Source organism: Sphingopyxis sp. HIX, assembly GCF_001468285.1.
Taxonomy (GTDB): Bacteria; Pseudomonadota; Alphaproteobacteria; order Sphingomonadales; family Sphingomonadaceae; genus Sphingopyxis.
On the sequence record NZ_LNSB01000038.1, the window covers coordinates 1 to 14,828 of the forward strand.

Here is a 14,828-nt window from a genome sequence, read left to right on the forward strand (position 1 = left end):
TTGCAATTCCCCCGCCCCGGCGTAAGGCGTCCCCAACAAAACCGCGCGTGCGACTCCCGTTTGCCCCGCTCTCCCGGTCGGGCTTCGGGCGTCATTTCCCCGCCGCGCCCAAACAGGGGACTGCAAGCCTATGACCACCACCGGCCACGACACGCTGGGAACCCGCTCGACGCTCGACGTCGGCGGCAAGAGCTATGCTTATTACTCGCTCGACAAGGCCGCGGCGAAGTTCGGCGACGTGTCGCGGCTGCCGTTCAGCATGAAGGTGCTGCTCGAAAATCTGCTGCGCTTCGAGGATGGCGGCTTCACCGTGTCGACCGATGATGTGAAGGCGCTGGTCGACTGGCAGAAGGACCCGCATTCGAACCAGGAAATCCAGTATCGCCCGGCGCGCGTGCTGCTCCAGGATTTCACCGGCGTTCCCTGCGTCGTCGATTTGGCCGCCATGCGCGATGCGATCGCGACGCTCGGCGGCGACACGTCGAAGATCAACCCGCTGGTCCCCGTCCACCTCGTCATCGACCATTCGGTCATGGTCGACGAATTCGGCCACCCCAAGGCGTTCGAACAGAATGTCGAGATCGAATATTATCGCAACGGCGAGCGCTACGACTTCCTGAAATGGGGGTCGAAGAGCCTCGACAATTTCAAGGCGGTGCCCCCGGGCACGGGCATCTGCCACCAGGTCAACCTCGAGCATATCGCGCAGGCGGTGTGGTCGAGCGTCGACGGGTCGGGCGAAACCGTCGCCTATCCCGACACCTGCGTCGGCACCGACAGCCACACGACGATGATCAACGGGCTGGGCGTGCTCGGCTGGGGCGTCGGCGGGATCGAGGCCGAGGCCGCGATGCTGGGCCAGCCCGTGTCGATGCTGATCCCCGAGGTCGTCGGCTTCAAATTCACCGGCGCGCTGAAGGAAGGCGTGACCGCGACCGACCTGGTGCTCACCGCGACGCAGATGCTGCGCGCCAAGGGCGTCGTCGGCCGCTTCGTCGAATATTTCGGCCCCGGCCTCGCCTCGCTGAGCCTCGCGGATCGTGCGACGCTCGCCAATATGGCGCCCGAATATGGCGCGACCTGCGGCTTCTTCGGCGTCGACGACAAGACGCTCGATTATATGCGCCTGACCGGGCGCAGCGACGAGAATATCGCGCTGGTCGAGGCCTATGCCAAGGCGCAGGGGCTGTGGATCGTCGAGGGCGCGGCGGACCCGGTGTTCACCGACACGCTCGAACTCGACCTCGGCAGCGTCGTGCCGTCGCTCGCCGGGCCGAAGCGGCCGCAGGACCGCGTCTCGCTGCCCGAGGTCGACGATGTGTTCAACGCCGACATGGTGGACACCTACAAGAAGGAACAGGCGCGCGTTCCGGTCGAGGGCAAGGATTTCGACATCGGCGACGGCGACGTCACCATCGCCGCGATCACGAGCTGCACCAACACGTCGAACCCCGGGGTGCTCGTCGCCGCGGGGCTCGTCGCGAAAAAGGCCGACGCCTTCGGGCTGAAGCCCAAGCCGTGGGTCAAGACCTCGCTCGCGCCGGGGAGCCAGGTGGTCACCGACTATCTGGAGAAGGCGGGGCTGCAGAAGCATCTCGACAATATCGGCTTCAACCTCGTCGGTTATGGCTGCACGACGTGCATCGGCAACTCGGGGCCGCTCGCCGAGCCGATCTCGAAGGCGATCAACGAGAATGGGCTGGTCGCCGCGGCGGTGATCTCGGGCAACCGCAACTTCGAGGGGCGCGTGTCGCCCGACGTGCGCGCGAACTTCCTCGCCTCGCCGCCGCTGGTGGTCGCCTATGCGCTGAAGGGCACGGTGATCGAGGATTTCACCACCACGCCGATCGGGCAGGACCAGTCGGGCAACGACGTCTTCCTCGCCGATATCTGGCCGACCAATCTGGAAGTGGCCGATGCGGTGGCGGGCGCGGTCGATCGCGACATGTTCGTCGCGCGCTACGCGCATGTCTACAAGGGCGACGAGCATTGGCAGAAGATCGAGGTCGAGGGCAGCGACACCTATCAGTGGCGCGCGGGCTCGACCTATGTCGCGAACCCGCCGTACTTCGAGGGCATGTCGATGACGCCGGCGCCGGTGTCGGACATCGTCGGGGCGAAGCCGCTCGCGATCCTCGGCGACAGCATCACGACCGACCACATCTCGCCCGCGGGCTCGATCAAGGCGGACTCGCCGGCGGGCAAGTGGCTGATGGAGCATCAGGTCAGCAAGGCCGACTTCAACAGCTATGGCGCGCGCCGCGGCCACCACGACGTGATGATGCGCGGCACCTTCGCCAACATCCGCATCAAGAACGAGATGGTCCCCGGCATCGAGGGCGGCATGTCGCGCTATGGCGCCGAGGTCATGCCGATCTATGACGCCGCGATGCGCCACAAGGCCGACGGCACGCCGCTGGTGGTGATCGCGGGCAAGGAATATGGCACCGGCTCGTCGCGCGACTGGGCGGCGAAGGGCACGAACCTGCTCGGCGTCCGCGCGGTGATCGTCGAGAGCTTCGAGCGCATCCACCGCTCGAACCTCGTCGGCATGGGCGTGCTGCCGCTGCAGTTCCTCGACGGCCAGAGCCGCGAGACGCTGGGGCTGTCGGGCGACGACCAGTTCACGATCACCGGCGTCGCGGATTTGAAGCCGCGCCAGACGGTGACGGTGACCGTCACGCGCCCCGACGGCTCGACCTTCGCCTTCGATACGCTCTGCCGCATCGATACCGCGAACGAGGTCGAATATTATATGAACGGCGGCATCCTGCACTATGTGCTCCGCAAGCTCGCGGCGTAACCGGTAAGGAGCGGCGGCGATGATCGGCAAATTGCTCTTCCTCGCCGTCGGCCTGCTGATCGGGCTGCTGCTCGCGCGTTTCCTGCGCGGCGGCGGAGGGCGACGCGACCTCACCGCGCCGCCGCCCGCGCGCCCGCCGCTGCGGCGCGTGGGCGACGAGCGGATCGACGACGAGGCGATCCGCGAGCTCATCCGCCAGAACCGCAAGATCGACGCGATCAAGCTGATGCGCCAGAAGACCGGGCTGGGCCTCGCCGAGGCGAAGGATGCGGTCGAGGCGATGGAAGACGCGATGCGCTGAGCCGCCGTCTCCGGCAACGGGGGCGCCGGTTGCCCACGAAGGGACGGATATGGACGCTTTCACCATCGCGATCGAAGCCACCGGCTGGAGCGCCGCGGTGCTGATCCTCGCCGCTTACATATTGCTCTCGCTCGGCAAGCTCGAGGCGCGGGGCTATGCCTATCAGTGGATGAACGTGATCGGCGCGGGGGGTTTCGTGATCAATTCGGGCTATAATGGCGCGCTGCCGTCGGCGGTGCTCAACGTGATCTGGGCGGCGATGGGGCTGTTCACCCTGTGGAGCGTGTGGCGCGCACGGCAGGTCGCGCGCGAAGCGCTGCCCTAGCGCTTCGATATTCTCCGGCGCGCGGATTGCGGCGACAGGAACCTTGTCGGCGAAGGCGCGTTAACGGCTCATCGATGCATGACGAAGCGAGACTGGCCCGGCGCATGGCGCGCGCGGGAGCGTGCGAGGTCGTGCGTTCGGGAAGGAGTGAGACCATGTTCAGATATGCCATCATCTTCGCCGTCATCGCGCTGATCGCCGCGCTGCTCGGCTTTGGCGGAATCGCCGGCCTGTCGGCCGATTTCGCGAAGATCCTGCTGATCGTCGGCGTGATCCTGTTCGTCGTGGCCTTCGTGTTCGGCCGCGGGCGACGCACGCTCTAGGCACGGCCATCCAGCGCGTTCGCGCGCTTCAGAAATGCCGGCGGCTTTCCCCCTTGGGCCGCCGGCATTTTTTCGTCCGCGAACGCCGCGCCGGTTGCCCTTTTGCGGCGAAGCCGGGATGAACGCGAAGCACCGGCGACAGGCGAATCACCCCCATGGACACGGCAGATTTTTTCACGAAGGTTCGGACCTATGGCGATCTGTCGGCGGAGGCCGAGCGCGCCTGGGCGGCGCTGCTGCGGCCGCGGGACTATGCGAGGGACGAGCCCTTCATCCGCGCGGGCGATGTGCCGACCCGCTATGCCTTCGTCGTCGAGGGCCTGTTCTACCAGCATTATATCGGTCCCGAGGGCGACCTGATCGCCAAGCATTTTTTCCCCGAGAACCGCATCGCGGCGTCGGTGAGCGCGACCTTGACGGGGACGCCGAGCGCCTTTGCGATCACCGCGATCGAGAAGAGCCATGTCCTCGAATATGATTTTGCGGCGTTCAGGGCGCTCGTCGGCCGCCTTCCCGACCTCGCCGCGATCTATATCGCCTATATGGAGCGGCACTGGATCATCGAGAAGGAGCCGAGCGAGATCGCCTTTCGCCACGACGACGCGATGCAGCGCTATGTCGATTTCATCCGCGCCGAGCCCGATTTGCACAAGCGCCTGAAGCAGCATCATATCGCCGCCTGGCTGGGCATCACCCCCGAAAGCCTGAGCCGGCTGCGGCGGACGATCGCGATGACCCGGCCCGACAAGCGCTGAGGCGATTTCCTACCAAATATCAATTCTTCGGCCGACCGCCCCCTCTACCCAGCGGGCAAGCAGCCGCCGTGACGGTCATGGCGGGGCTTCCGATTAGAGGAGACCGACGATGTCGAAGATGATTTTCGTGAACCTGCCGGTGACCGACCTGGCGCGCGCCAAGGCGTTTTACGAGGCGCTGGGCTTTACCAACAACCCGCAGTTCAGCGACGACGGCACCGCGTGCATGGTGGTGAGCGAGACGATCCATGTGATGCTGCTGACCCACGCCAAATGGCGCGGTTTCACCGACCGCCCGATCCCGCCGGCGACGGCGAGCGAAGTGATGATCGCGCTCTCGTGCGACAGCCGCGAAGACGTCGACCGGATGAACGAGGCCGCGGCGGCGCACGGCGGCACCGCCGACATCAATCCGAAGCAGGACCTGGGCTTCATGTACAACCGCAACCTCGCCGATCCCGACGGGCATGTGTGGGAAGCGGCGTGGATGGATCCCGCCGCCTTTGCCGCCGAGGGCTGAGGCGGGCGGTATCTGGTGGGCGATGACGGGCTCGAACCGCCGACATCCTCGGTGTAAACGAGGCGCTCTACCAACTGAGCTAATCGCCCCCCAATGTCGCCATAGGCGGAGAAGCGCGCCCCTGCCACAGCTTCGTGGCGGGGGCAAGCTTGGGTTCGGACCCTCGGCGCCTATTCCTCGAGCGCCTCGAAATAGCGGCCCATCGCGTCGTGCGCCGATTCGGCGAGGCCGATGAAGATGCGGCGGCCGTCGTGCGGGTCGGCCTCGCGCAGGAACAGCCCGGCGTCGGTCATCGTCTTGATCCAGCGCAGCGCGGTGGTCGCGGGGACCGCGGCGGCGATGCACAGGCTGGAGACCGAAACGGGCTGGCGTTCGAGCCGCGCGGCATAGAGGTCGAGCAGCATGTCCCACGCGGGATCGGCGAAGAGGTCGGCGGGGAAATATTGTTCGCGCATCCGCCGCTGGCGCAGCATCCGGCGCACCGCCTTGGCGCGCAGGCGCTGGATCGTGCGCTCCTCGGGCTCGAAGCTGCGCGGCGCGCCCGAAAAGTCGCGGATCGGCGAGCGGACCTGGCCCATGGCATCGGCGCCGCTCTCGCCCGGCGGCGCATAGGCCGCGGGCGTGCCCGGCAGCGCACGCTGGCCCGCGAGGTCGCCGAGCAACCGCGAGATGCGCGCGACCTCGTCCTGCAGGCGGTCGATGCGCTCCATCGTCTCGTCGCGCGCGGCGTCGTGGACGACATGCCCCGGCGGGCGCGCCGCCGATGCGAGCGCGACGATGCGGTCGGCGGGGTCGGGGTCGACCAGCCATTCGGTGCGGATCGTTTCGGGGACCTGCGCCGCGACGCGGTCGAGCGCGCCGAGCGAGGTTTCGCACACGAGGCCGCATTCCATCGCGGCGACCGCGTCGCAGATGTCGGCGAAGCTCGCCTCCTCGATCGTTTCGGCGTCGAAGAGCCAGACGATGTCGGGCAGCGCCATGTCGCGCAGATGCGCCGCGACGCGCGCCGGCGCGACCTGGTCGATCACCCGCGCGCGGCCTGCGCGTGCCAGCTCGGCGCCGATCGCGCGGGGGCCCGTGAACAGGATCGACGCCGTGCGGTCGCCGGCATCCGCCGCGGCCTGCCACGGCGCGGCCGCATCGAAGCGCGGCGACGGCAAAGCCCCGGTCCGCAGGTTCGTATCGATCAACTGGTCCATCGTGCCGCCCTTTCCTCGCCGCCGCGCCACCCTGGCGTCCTTATGCCGTCAGAATGGCGATATTCACCTTTTGTTCGTTCCGGACTGCCGCCGATCCGGACATTGATGCCAAGAGGCCCATGTTCGACCGGACGGGAGGCTCGGGAATTGCCTCCATTTTGGACATGTTTTGTTCTCGCCGTCAATCCCCTTTCGCGCTTGCCAGCTTGGCGGCACCCGCCGATGGTCGGCGTCATGGCGTGGCGCCCTTCCCTGTCGACGCGGCCGCGCTGGCGGCGGCGGCTCCGCTCGCTCGGCGCGCTGCTGCTGCTCGCGGCAATGGCAGGCGCGCTGTGGCTGGCGCAGCCGGTGCCCGCCGCGGCGGTGCCGCTGGTGCAGGTGATCGACGGCGACAGCCTGTCGGTGCGCCACGAGGGCGTCGTGCAAACGATTCGGTTGCGGGGGCTCGACGCGGTCGAATATCGCCAACGCTGTGCACGCGCCGACGGCAGCGGCTGGGCGTGCGGGGAGGAGGCGCGGACGGTGCTGGTGGAGCTTGCGGGGCGCGGGCCGCTCTTCTGCAGCTTCGCGGCGAAGGACAAATATGGCCGCACGCTCGCGGCGTGCCGCACGCGGCCCGAGCCCGAGGGCGTCGACCTGGCGGCGGAGATGATCCGGCTGGGCTGGGCCGTGGCAACCGACGATGCGCTGCTGCCCGAAGAGGGCGAAGCCGAGCGCGCGCGGCGCGGCATCTGGGCGGGAGATTTCGAGCGCCCCGCCGACTGGCGCGCGGCGCATGTCCGTCAGGCGGCGGTGCTCGCCGACCACTAGAGCGGTTTTCGACCGCTCTTGCTTTCCGCGCCGCGCTTTTGCGGCTAGGGCGGGCGGATGAACGGCCTTTTTCCTGTGATGATCGGCGGCGCGCTCGGCGCCGGCGCGCGGCACCTTGTCGGCGGCGCGATGCTCGCGCGGCTCGGTCCCGGCTTTCCCTGGTGGACTTTGTCGATCAATATCGCCGGCAGCCTCTTGATGGGCCTGCTCGTCGGCTGGCTGGCGCGGAGCGGCGGCGGCGAGGCGGCGCGGCTCTTCTTCGGGGTCGGCGTGCTCGGCGGCTTCACGACCTTTTCGGCGTTCAGCATGGAGTTTTGGGCGCTGTTCGAGCGCGGGCAGTCGGCGCAGGCCTTTGCCTATGTCGCCGCCTCGGTGATCGGCGCGGTCGCCGCCTGCGGGCTCGGGCTGCTGATGATGCGGCAGGTGCCGGCATGAGCGACAAGCCCAAGATGGACGGCGCCACGATTGCCGAGGAGGATGACGGCATCCGGCTCGACCGCTGGTTCAAGCGCCATCGCGAAGGCACGCCGCACGCGCTGCTCGCGCGCTGGGCGCGCTCGGGGCAGCTGACGCTCGACGGCAAGAAAGCCGATGTGTCGGACCGCATCGCGACGGGGCAGAAGCTGGTCATGCCGACCCCGCCGGTCGAGGCCGAAGCGCGGCCGGCGCGCAAGGGGCGGCCGCTGACCGACGCCGATGTGGAGCTGGCGACGGGGATGGTGATCCACCGCGACGCCAGCGCGATCGTGCTGAACAAGCTGCCGGGGCTGGCGACGCAGGGCGGGACCAAGACCGAGAGCCACGTCGACGGGCTGCTCGATGCGCTGAAGTTCGACGGGCCGGTGCGGCCCAAGCTGGTCCACCGGCTCGACAAGGATACGTCGGGGGCGCTGCTGATCGCGCGCACCCCGCGCGCCGCGGCCTATTTCGCCAAGAGCTTCTCGAACCGCAGCGCGCGCAAGACCTATTGGGCGATCATCGTCGGCGTACCCGACATCGCGCAGGGCGAGATCGACCTGCCGCTCGCCAAGCAGCCGGGGTCGGGCGGCGAGAAGATGCATGTCGACGACAAGGGGCTGGCGTCGAAGACGCGCTACCGCATCATCGAGCGCGCGGGGAACAGCGCGGCGTGGGTCGAGCTGCAGCCGCTGACCGGGCGCACGCACCAGCTGCGCGTCCACATGGCGGCGATCGGCCACCCGATCGTCGGCGACGGCAAATATGGCGGCAAGGGCGCGTTCCTGACCGGGACGATCAGCCGCAAGATGCACCTGCACAGCCGCCGGCTGCGCATCGACCATCCCGACGGCGGCGCGATCGACATCAGCGCCGCGGTGCCCGAACATTTCGCCGCGAGCCTCGACGCGCTGGGGTTCGATTTGCTGCTCGGCGAGGTCGGGGCCGACGACGTCGCCAAGGGGCCCTCGCCCAAGGCCGCCGAGAAAGCCGCGGCAAAGGCGCATAGCAAGGCGATCCGCAAAGCGCGGCGCGGCGAGCGGCGCGGGCGCACCGCGACGAGCAAGCCCACCGACCATGTCGGCAAGCCCAAGCCGAAGCCGAAGGGCGGCAAGCCGGCGGCGAAGCGCGGTCCTGCGCCCGGCGGTCGTAAACCGTCGCCGCGCAAGCCGCGCTGATGCACCCCGATCCGTCCTTCCGGCCGAAGGATGCCGAGCTCGCGGCGTTGCTGGTGCGCGAAATCGGTTTTGCGGCGATCTTCGCGAACACCCCCGACGGGCCGCGCGTCGCGCATGCGCCGGTGGTGCTCGGCGCGGACGAACGCACGCTGCAATTCCACCTGTCGCGCGGCAACGGGCTGACGAAGCATCTGGGCGGCGCGCAGGCGATCGCGGTGGTGCAGGGCCCCGACGCCTATGTCAGCGCGAGCTGGTATACGGCGGCCGACCAGGTGCCGACGTGGAATTATGTCGCGGTCGAGATGGAGGGCACGGTCCGGAGGCTCGACCGCGACGCGCTGGTGGCGCAGCTCGATATGCTGTCGGCGGATCATGAAGCGCGCGCCGGCATCGACCCGCCCTGGACGCGCGCCAAGATGAGCGCGGCGATCTTCGGCAAGATGACCGATGCGATCATCGGCTTCGAACTGGCGATCAGCGCGTGGCGCCCGACGCTGAAGCTGTCGCAGAACAAGCCCGCGGAAGAGCGGCAACGCGTGATCGAAGGGATGAAGGCGCAGGGCCATGGCGCGCTCGCGCATCTGATGGAGCAATTGGGAGGCAGGGGATGAGAGCGAGCGAAGAGGCGCTGGCCAAGAAACGCTTTTTTGCGATCAATCTGATGCGCGTGATGGGGATCGCCTTCCTGATGGCGGGCTTCATCCTGATCGCCGGGCGCTGGGAGCTCGTGGGGCAGCCGACCGATCGCTATCTGGGGATCGCGCTGGTGCTGATCGGCGCGTTCGATTTCGCGGTCTTCCCGATGCTGCTCGCGCGGCGCTGGCGTTCGCCGCGCGATCTGTGAGGCGGTTCTGGAAAGAAGTCGCCGTCGTCCCCGAGGGCGGCGGCTGGGGCATCGCGCTCGACGGGCGGCCGGTGCGCACGCCGCAGCGCGCGCCGCTCGCGGTGACGAGCACAGCGCTGGCCGAGGCGATCGCCGGTGAATGGGCCGCGGTGGGCGAGACGATCGACCCCGCGGCGATGCCGATGACGGGGCTGAGCAATGCGGCGATCGATATCGCGGCGCCCGACCTTGCGGCCTTTGCCGAGCCGGTGGCGGCTTATGCGGAAAGCGAGCTATTCTGTTACCGCGAGGACCGCGATGCGGCGCTGATGGGCGAGCAGGCGGCGCTGTGGAACCCGCTGCTGGCGTGGGCCGAGGTGCGCTACGGGGTCGAATTTGCGATCACGCAGGGCATCTTGCCCGTCGACCAGCCGCGCGCGACGGTGGCGGGGCTACGCGGCGCGGTGCTGGCGCTCGATGCCTGGCGGCTGACCGCGTTGACGCCGCTGACGACGATCGGCGGCTCGCTGGTGGCCGGGCTGGCGCTGATCGAGGCGGCGCATGATGCCGATGCCTTGTGGGAGGCGGTGAGCCTCGACGAGTTGTATCAGGAACGGCGCTGGGGCGCCGACGAGTTGGCGATTACCGCGCGCGAGAAGAAGCGCGCCGACTGGGACAATGCGGTGCGGTTTTTGAGTCTATTATAACAACGTCGCCCCCGCGAAGGCGACGGATCAATCCGCGAACTTCGGCGCCCTTTTTTCCATATGCGCCATCACCGCTTCGACTTGGTTGGGCGTGCGGATCACCAGCACCTGCTCGTCGCTTTCGGCCTGCAATATCTCGGCATCGCTCGCGTCGGCCAGCATGTTGCAGAGGCGCTTGGCGCCGCGGATCGCGTGGGGATTCTTGTTCGCGATCACCTCGGCGAGTTCCATCGCCTTCGCCAGCGGATCGTCCGAGACATGCGTCGCGAAGCCGAGCAGTTTCGCTTCGGAGCCGTTGAATTCGCGGTTGGTGTAGATCATCTCGCGCAGCACGTCGTCGGCGACCTGCGTGCGCCACAGCGCCATGCCCGCGACGTCGGGGACGAGGCCCCAGCGCATTTCCATGATCGCGATGCGCGTGTCGGGGTGGACGATGCGGATGTCGGCGGCGGCCATGATCTGGCTGCCCGCGCCGAAGGCGACGCCGTGCACCGCGGCGATCACCGGCACCGGCAGTTCGCGCCAGCCCCAGGCGGCATATTGCGCGTTGTTCGAAATCCCCTTGGTGCGGTCGGACAAGGTGCCCCCCGCGCTGCTCGCGCCGGGATCGCGGTCGGCGCTGAGACTCGACAGGTCGAGCCCGGCGCAGAAGGCGCGGCCCTCGCCCGAGAGCACGACGACGCGCAGCCCCGCGGTGGCCTTGAGCTGGTCGATCGCCTCCGCCAGCGCCGCCCACATCGCCGCGTCGAGCGCGTTCATCTTGTCGGCGCGGATCAGCCGGACGTCGGCGATGCCGTTTTCCAGCATGGTGATCGAGATGCGGTCTTTCATTCAGCGTTCCTCAAGAGCGCCGCTGCGACGAGCGGCAGTTGGTCGTTTCCGAAATACATGTCGTCGCCGTCGACGAAAATGGACGGAGATCCGTAGCCCCCGCGCGCGATGACCTCCTCGGTGTTGGTCCGCAGCCGCGCCTTGACCGGGTCGCTGCCCGCCGCGACCGCGAGCGCGGCGCCGTCGAGCCCCTCGGCGTCGGCGACGGCCGTCAGCACCGCGGGATCGTCGAGATTTTCCTGCCGGTCGAAATAGCTGGCGAAGGCCGCGCGCGCGAAACGGACGAGCGCCGCCTGATCGTCCTCGAGCGCGCAGCAGAAGCGCATCGCGGCGATGCTCTTCGCCGGGTGCCACTCTGAAGGGAAATTCATCGGCACGCCCGCGAGCGCCGCCCAGTCCTTCAATATCTTCCAGCTGTGCTGGAGGCGCCGGTTGTCGGCCTGTTCGCGCGCGGCATAGACCGCGGGGTTCACCGCGTTGAACACCCCGCCGACGAGGATCGGGCGGTAGCGCGCGCTCGCCCCGGCGCGCTCAAGCACCGCGGGCAGATTGTGGAAGGCGAGACAGGTCCAGGGCGAGGACAGGTCAAAGAAAAATTCGACGCGGTCGTTCACCCCGGACCTCCCTGCATGGCTTAACCGACCTTGAGTTCGATGTCGGGCGCGTTCGGACAGGCGACGCGCACCGACTTGTAGGCGGGCAGCGCGTTCGGGATGTCGAGGCTGAGGTCTACCTTCGTCACCACCTGCGGCGTCGCGCCATCGGGGGCGTTGGCGCGCAGCAGCACGACCTGGTTCGGCGGATTCATCTTGTCGAGCGGCCCGGCCTGCAGCGCGGTGGCATAGCCCGCGACCGGGGCGTTGGCGGTGCCGCTGATCTTGAGCGTCTTGGTCGCGGCGTCGATCGTCGCGGCGAGCTTGACGTCGGTCAGCTTGTCGCAGGCGTTGGGTTTGCCGGGATCGATCGGGATCGGCGTCTGCGCCGCTGCCGGAGCAGGGGTCGCCGGGGTCGCGGCCGTATCGGCGGCGGCGGTTTCGGTCGGCGGCGGCGTTTCCTTCTTGCCGCAGCCTGCCACACCCACGGCCAGCGCGATCGCCGCCGTCATCATTGCCTTGTTCATCGTTCAGCCTCCTGCATCCGGAGCGGGCGGCAGGCCGTCGGACGGCTGCCGACTCGCGCGGTCAATTCGTCCGCGCCCAATATTGGTCGCGGAGCAGGCGCTTGTATAGCTTGCCCGTGTCGTGGCGCGGCAAGGCCTCCATGAAATCGATGCGGCGGGGGATTTTTACGCCCGACAGTTTTTCGCGCGCATAAGCAATGAGTTCGTCGCGCAGCGCATCGCCGGCATCGGCCATGTTCGCGGGCTGGATCACCGCGATCACCTCCTCGCCGAAATCGTCGTGCGGGCCGCCGACGACCGCGACGTCGGCGACCGCGGGGTGCGTGACGAGATGATTCTCGATCTCCTGCGGATAGACGTTCACGCCGCCGGTGATGATCATGAAGCTCTTGCGGTCGGTCAAATAGAGGAAGCCCTCGTCGTCGAGCTTGCCGACGTCGCCCAGCGTCGACCAGCCCTTCGAATTGCGGCTCGACGCCGTCTTTTCGTCGTCGCCGTGATATTCGAAGACATTCTCGCTTTCGAAAAAGACGCAGCCTTCCTCGTTCGCCCCGAGCTCGGTCTCGTTATCCTCGCCCATGATGTGCACGGTGCCGAGGATCGGGCGCCCGACGCTGCCCTTGTGCGTCAGCCAGTCGGCGCTGGAGATGAAGGTCATGCCATTGCCTTCGGAGCCGGCATAATATTCGAAGAGCACCGGGCCCCACCAGTCGATCATCGCCTGCTTGACCGGGACCGGGCACGGCGCCGCGGCGTGGATCGCGACCTTGAGCGACGACAGATCATATCTGGCGCGCGTCTCGTCGGGCAGCTTGAGCATACGCACAAAATGCGTCGGAACCCATTGGCTGGCGTTCACGCGATATTTTTCGATGTGCGCCAGCGCCGCTTCGGGGTCGAATTTCTTCATCAGCACGACGGTGCCGCCGAGGCGGTGGATCGTCATCGACCAGCGCAGCGGCGCGGCGTGATAGAGCGGCGCGGGCGAGAGATAGACGCTGTCGGCATTGATCTGGAACACCGCCGAGGCGAGCATCACGAGGCTGTTGGTCGCGTCGATCGCCGGATCCTCGGGCAGCGGGACGCGCACGCCCTTGGGCCGCCCGGTGGTGCCCGACGAATAGAGCATGTCGACGCCGGCGCGCTCGTCGGCGACCGGGGTGGCGGGCATCGCGGCGACCGCCGCTTCCCAATTGCCATAGCCCGGGATGGTGCCGCCCATCGCGAAGCGTTCGATTTTCGTGGTCAGCGCCTGCGCGGCGTCGGCGAGGCTCGCCGAGACGACGAGCAATTTCGCGCCCGAATTTTCGAGGATATAGTCGGTCTCGTCCTGCGTCAGCCGCGACGAGATGCAGACATAGCGCAGCCCCGCGCGCTGTGCGCCCCAGGTCAGGCCGTAATAATGCGGCGTGTTGTCGAGCATGTAGGCGACGACGTCGTCATGCCCCAGCCCGTGCGCGCGGAACAGCTGCGCGACCTGGTTCGATGCGGCGTCGAGCTCGGCGTAGCTGATCGCCTCGCCCGTTTCGGCGACGATGATCGCGGGCTTGTCGGGATGGGTGCGCGCGTGGACGGACGGATGCATCGGGGCTTCTCTCCAACAGGGGTCATTGGTTTCTTTATGTCCGAAGTCAGTAGCAAGCTGAAACTTTTGGTCAAGCGAGGGCGGGAGAAGGGCAGGATATGTGAAATGGTGCGGCAAGATTGGGGGGCGGACATCTTAATCCTCCCTGTCGCGCAGCGATGGGGAGGGGGACCATGCGGAGCATGGTGGAGGGGCGGCCGCCTGACACAATTGTTTGAGGCATCGGCCCCTCCACCGCCCTTCGGGCGGTCCCCCTCCCCACGGCTTCGCCGCAGGGAGGATTATTGCCCCTCACCCCTCCGGCCGCGAGCGTAGCGCATAGCCCTGCCCCTTCACCGTGCGCAGCATCGGCCAGGCGAAGCCGCGGTCGACCTTGGCGCGGAGCCGCGACATATGGACCTCGACGCGGTTGGTGCCGGGGTCGAAGTCGATCCGCCACACCGCCTTCAAAAGCGCGGCGCGCGACACCGGCCGGTCGGGGATGCGTGCGAGGTTGGCGAGCAGGTCGAATTCGCGCAGCGGCATCGCGATCAGCCGCCCCGCGCGTTCGACGCGGCGGTCGATCAGGTCGATGCGCAGCTCGCCCTCTCCCAATTGCCCCTTCGCCATCCGGCTGCGCCGCAGCAGCGCCGCGATGCGCGCGACAACCTCGGCGGGTTCCCCGGTCCAGCCGACCGCATCGTCGCCCCCCGCCGCAAGCGCGAGCAGGCGGTCGGCGCGGCTGTCGCGGTCGGTCAGCACGAGCAAAGGCCGCCGTTCGGCGATGCCGCGCGCCAGCGTGACGACCGCGGCGGGGTCGGGGCCGTCGTGAAAGGGATCGATCGCGAACAGGTCGAGGCCGGCGTCGCGCCACAGCCCGGCCTCGTCCCAGATGGGTGGCAGTTGAATCGTCCGCATGCCCGCGGCGGCGAGCGCATCGGCGAGGCGCATCGCGCGTACGGCACGCGCGTGCCTGATGCCGACGAGTGGCGGGGGCCCGGTTGCGGCGCGGGCGTCGATCTGCTCCATCGCCCTTCCCCTCGACGCCCCTTGGCGCCTCGACTCCTTTTCGGCCGGCCCCTTCGATGCGTTGCACGCTACGCGGGCTGTGCT

At 68.1% G+C, this 14,828-nt stretch carries 18 protein-coding genes and 1 tRNA gene; 12 read left to right on the forward strand and 7 right to left on the reverse strand.

Translation table 11 applies throughout. The features are described 5' to 3' along the window. The first annotated feature begins 130 nt into the window (after window positions 1-130). The 6 genes from acnA (at window position 131) to ATE62_RS16835 (ending at window position 5,027) form a co-directional block, all read left to right on the forward strand. Window positions 131-2,803: an aconitate hydratase AcnA gene (gene acnA, locus ATE62_RS16815; RefSeq protein WP_058808592.1), complete on the forward strand. Its 2,673-nt coding sequence runs from the start codon at window positions 131-133 to the stop codon at window positions 2,801-2,803. 19 nt (window positions 2,804-2,822) lie between these two features. Continuing rightward, a complete protein-coding gene (locus ATE62_RS16820; protein WP_058808593.1) occupies window positions 2,823-3,104 on the forward strand; it encodes a ribosomal protein L7/L12 in 282 nt (93 codons plus the stop codon). 49 nt (window positions 3,105-3,153) lie between these two features. Beyond that, window positions 3,154-3,429 (forward strand): CBU_0592 family membrane protein, encoded by a 276-nt coding sequence (locus ATE62_RS16825; RefSeq protein WP_058808594.1) that lies wholly within the window; start codon window positions 3,154-3,156, stop codon window positions 3,427-3,429. A gap of 155 nt (window positions 3,430-3,584) precedes the next feature. After that, complete coding sequence (locus tag ATE62_RS22965) at window positions 3,585-3,752, forward strand: DUF1328 domain-containing protein (protein ID WP_082662867.1); 168 nt, start codon at window positions 3,585-3,587, stop codon at window positions 3,750-3,752. A gap of 155 nt (window positions 3,753-3,907) precedes the next feature. Beyond that, window positions 3,908-4,507: a Crp/Fnr family transcriptional regulator gene (locus tag ATE62_RS16830; protein WP_058808595.1), complete on the forward strand. Its 600-nt coding sequence runs from the start codon at window positions 3,908-3,910 to the stop codon at window positions 4,505-4,507. A gap of 109 nt (window positions 4,508-4,616) precedes the next feature. Next, complete coding sequence (locus ATE62_RS16835) at window positions 4,617-5,027, forward strand: VOC family protein (protein WP_058808596.1); 411 nt, start codon at window positions 4,617-4,619, stop codon at window positions 5,025-5,027. A gap of 13 nt (window positions 5,028-5,040) precedes the next feature. Here ATE62_RS16835 and ATE62_RS16840 read toward each other — a convergent pair. Both ATE62_RS16840 and ATE62_RS16845 read right to left on the reverse strand, forming a co-directional pair. Next, window positions 5,041-5,116 (reverse strand) — tRNA-Val (locus tag ATE62_RS16840). Window positions 5,117-5,197: 81 nt separating this feature from the next. Continuing rightward, on the reverse strand, window positions 5,198-6,226 hold the full coding sequence (locus ATE62_RS16845) for a hypothetical protein (RefSeq protein ID WP_058808597.1): 1,029 nt from the start codon (window positions 6,224-6,226) through the stop codon (window positions 5,198-5,200). A 234-nt stretch (window positions 6,227-6,460) separates the two neighbouring features. On the opposite strand from ATE62_RS16845, the gene ATE62_RS23680 reads away from it, so the two are divergent. Genes ATE62_RS23680 through ATE62_RS16875 form a run of 6 tightly spaced genes read left to right on the forward strand, consistent with a single transcriptional unit; the run spans window position 6,461 to window position 10,200 of the window. Continuing rightward, window positions 6,461-7,036: a thermonuclease family protein gene (locus ATE62_RS23680; protein WP_197411692.1), complete on the forward strand. Its 576-nt coding sequence runs from the start codon at window positions 6,461-6,463 to the stop codon at window positions 7,034-7,036. 57 nt (window positions 7,037-7,093) lie between these two features. Then, complete coding sequence (locus ATE62_RS16855) at window positions 7,094-7,471, forward strand: fluoride efflux transporter FluC (RefSeq protein ID WP_058808599.1); 378 nt, start codon at window positions 7,094-7,096, stop codon at window positions 7,469-7,471. Continuing rightward, window positions 7,468-8,670: an RluA family pseudouridine synthase gene (locus tag ATE62_RS16860; RefSeq protein WP_058808600.1), complete on the forward strand. Its 1,203-nt coding sequence runs from the start codon at window positions 7,468-7,470 to the stop codon at window positions 8,668-8,670. Before ATE62_RS16855 ends, ATE62_RS16860 begins: the two co-directional genes overlap by 4 nt. Continuing rightward, window positions 8,670-9,281 carry an FMN-binding negative transcriptional regulator gene (locus ATE62_RS16865; protein WP_058808601.1) on the forward strand — a complete coding sequence of 204 codons (612 nt, stop codon included), beginning with the start codon at window positions 8,670-8,672 and terminating at the stop codon, window positions 9,279-9,281. Before ATE62_RS16860 ends, ATE62_RS16865 begins: the two co-directional genes overlap by 1 nt. Beyond that, window positions 9,278-9,514 (forward strand): hypothetical protein, encoded by a 237-nt coding sequence (locus ATE62_RS16870; protein WP_058808602.1) that lies wholly within the window; start codon window positions 9,278-9,280, stop codon window positions 9,512-9,514. The genes ATE62_RS16865 and ATE62_RS16870 overlap by 4 nt, the downstream gene beginning before the upstream one ends. Then, complete coding sequence (locus tag ATE62_RS16875) at window positions 9,511-10,200, forward strand: ATP12 family chaperone protein (RefSeq protein ID WP_058808603.1); 690 nt, start codon at window positions 9,511-9,513, stop codon at window positions 10,198-10,200. Before ATE62_RS16870 ends, ATE62_RS16875 begins: the two co-directional genes overlap by 4 nt. Before the next feature lie 27 nt (window positions 10,201-10,227). On the opposite strand, the gene ATE62_RS16880 is transcribed toward ATE62_RS16875, so the two are convergent. The 5 genes from ATE62_RS16880 to ATE62_RS16900 all read right to left on the reverse strand — a co-directional run bounded on the left by ATE62_RS16880 (window position 10,228) and on the right by ATE62_RS16900 (window position 14,744). Continuing rightward, complete coding sequence (locus tag ATE62_RS16880) at window positions 10,228-11,031, reverse strand: crotonase/enoyl-CoA hydratase family protein (RefSeq protein ID WP_058808604.1); 804 nt, start codon at window positions 11,029-11,031, stop codon at window positions 10,228-10,230. After that, entirely contained in the window at window positions 11,028-11,645 is a 618-nt protein-coding gene (locus ATE62_RS16885) for a 2-hydroxychromene-2-carboxylate isomerase (RefSeq protein WP_058808605.1), read from the reverse strand. The genes ATE62_RS16880 and ATE62_RS16885 overlap by 4 nt, the downstream gene beginning before the upstream one ends. Window positions 11,646-11,665: 20 nt before the next feature. Then, window positions 11,666-12,151, reverse strand: a complete 486-nt coding sequence (locus tag ATE62_RS16890; RefSeq protein WP_058808606.1) for a hypothetical protein — start codon at window positions 12,149-12,151, stop codon at window positions 11,666-11,668. 61 nt (window positions 12,152-12,212) lie between these two features. Then, window positions 12,213-13,736 carry an acyl-CoA synthetase gene (locus ATE62_RS16895; protein ID WP_058808607.1) on the reverse strand — a complete coding sequence of 508 codons (1,524 nt, stop codon included), beginning with the start codon at window positions 13,734-13,736 and terminating at the stop codon, window positions 12,213-12,215. Between the two features lie 291 nt (window positions 13,737-14,027). Continuing rightward, window positions 14,028-14,744: a response regulator transcription factor gene (locus ATE62_RS16900; RefSeq protein ID WP_231736301.1), complete on the reverse strand. Its 717-nt coding sequence runs from the start codon at window positions 14,742-14,744 to the stop codon at window positions 14,028-14,030. Between the last annotated feature and the right edge of the window lie 84 nt (window positions 14,745-14,828).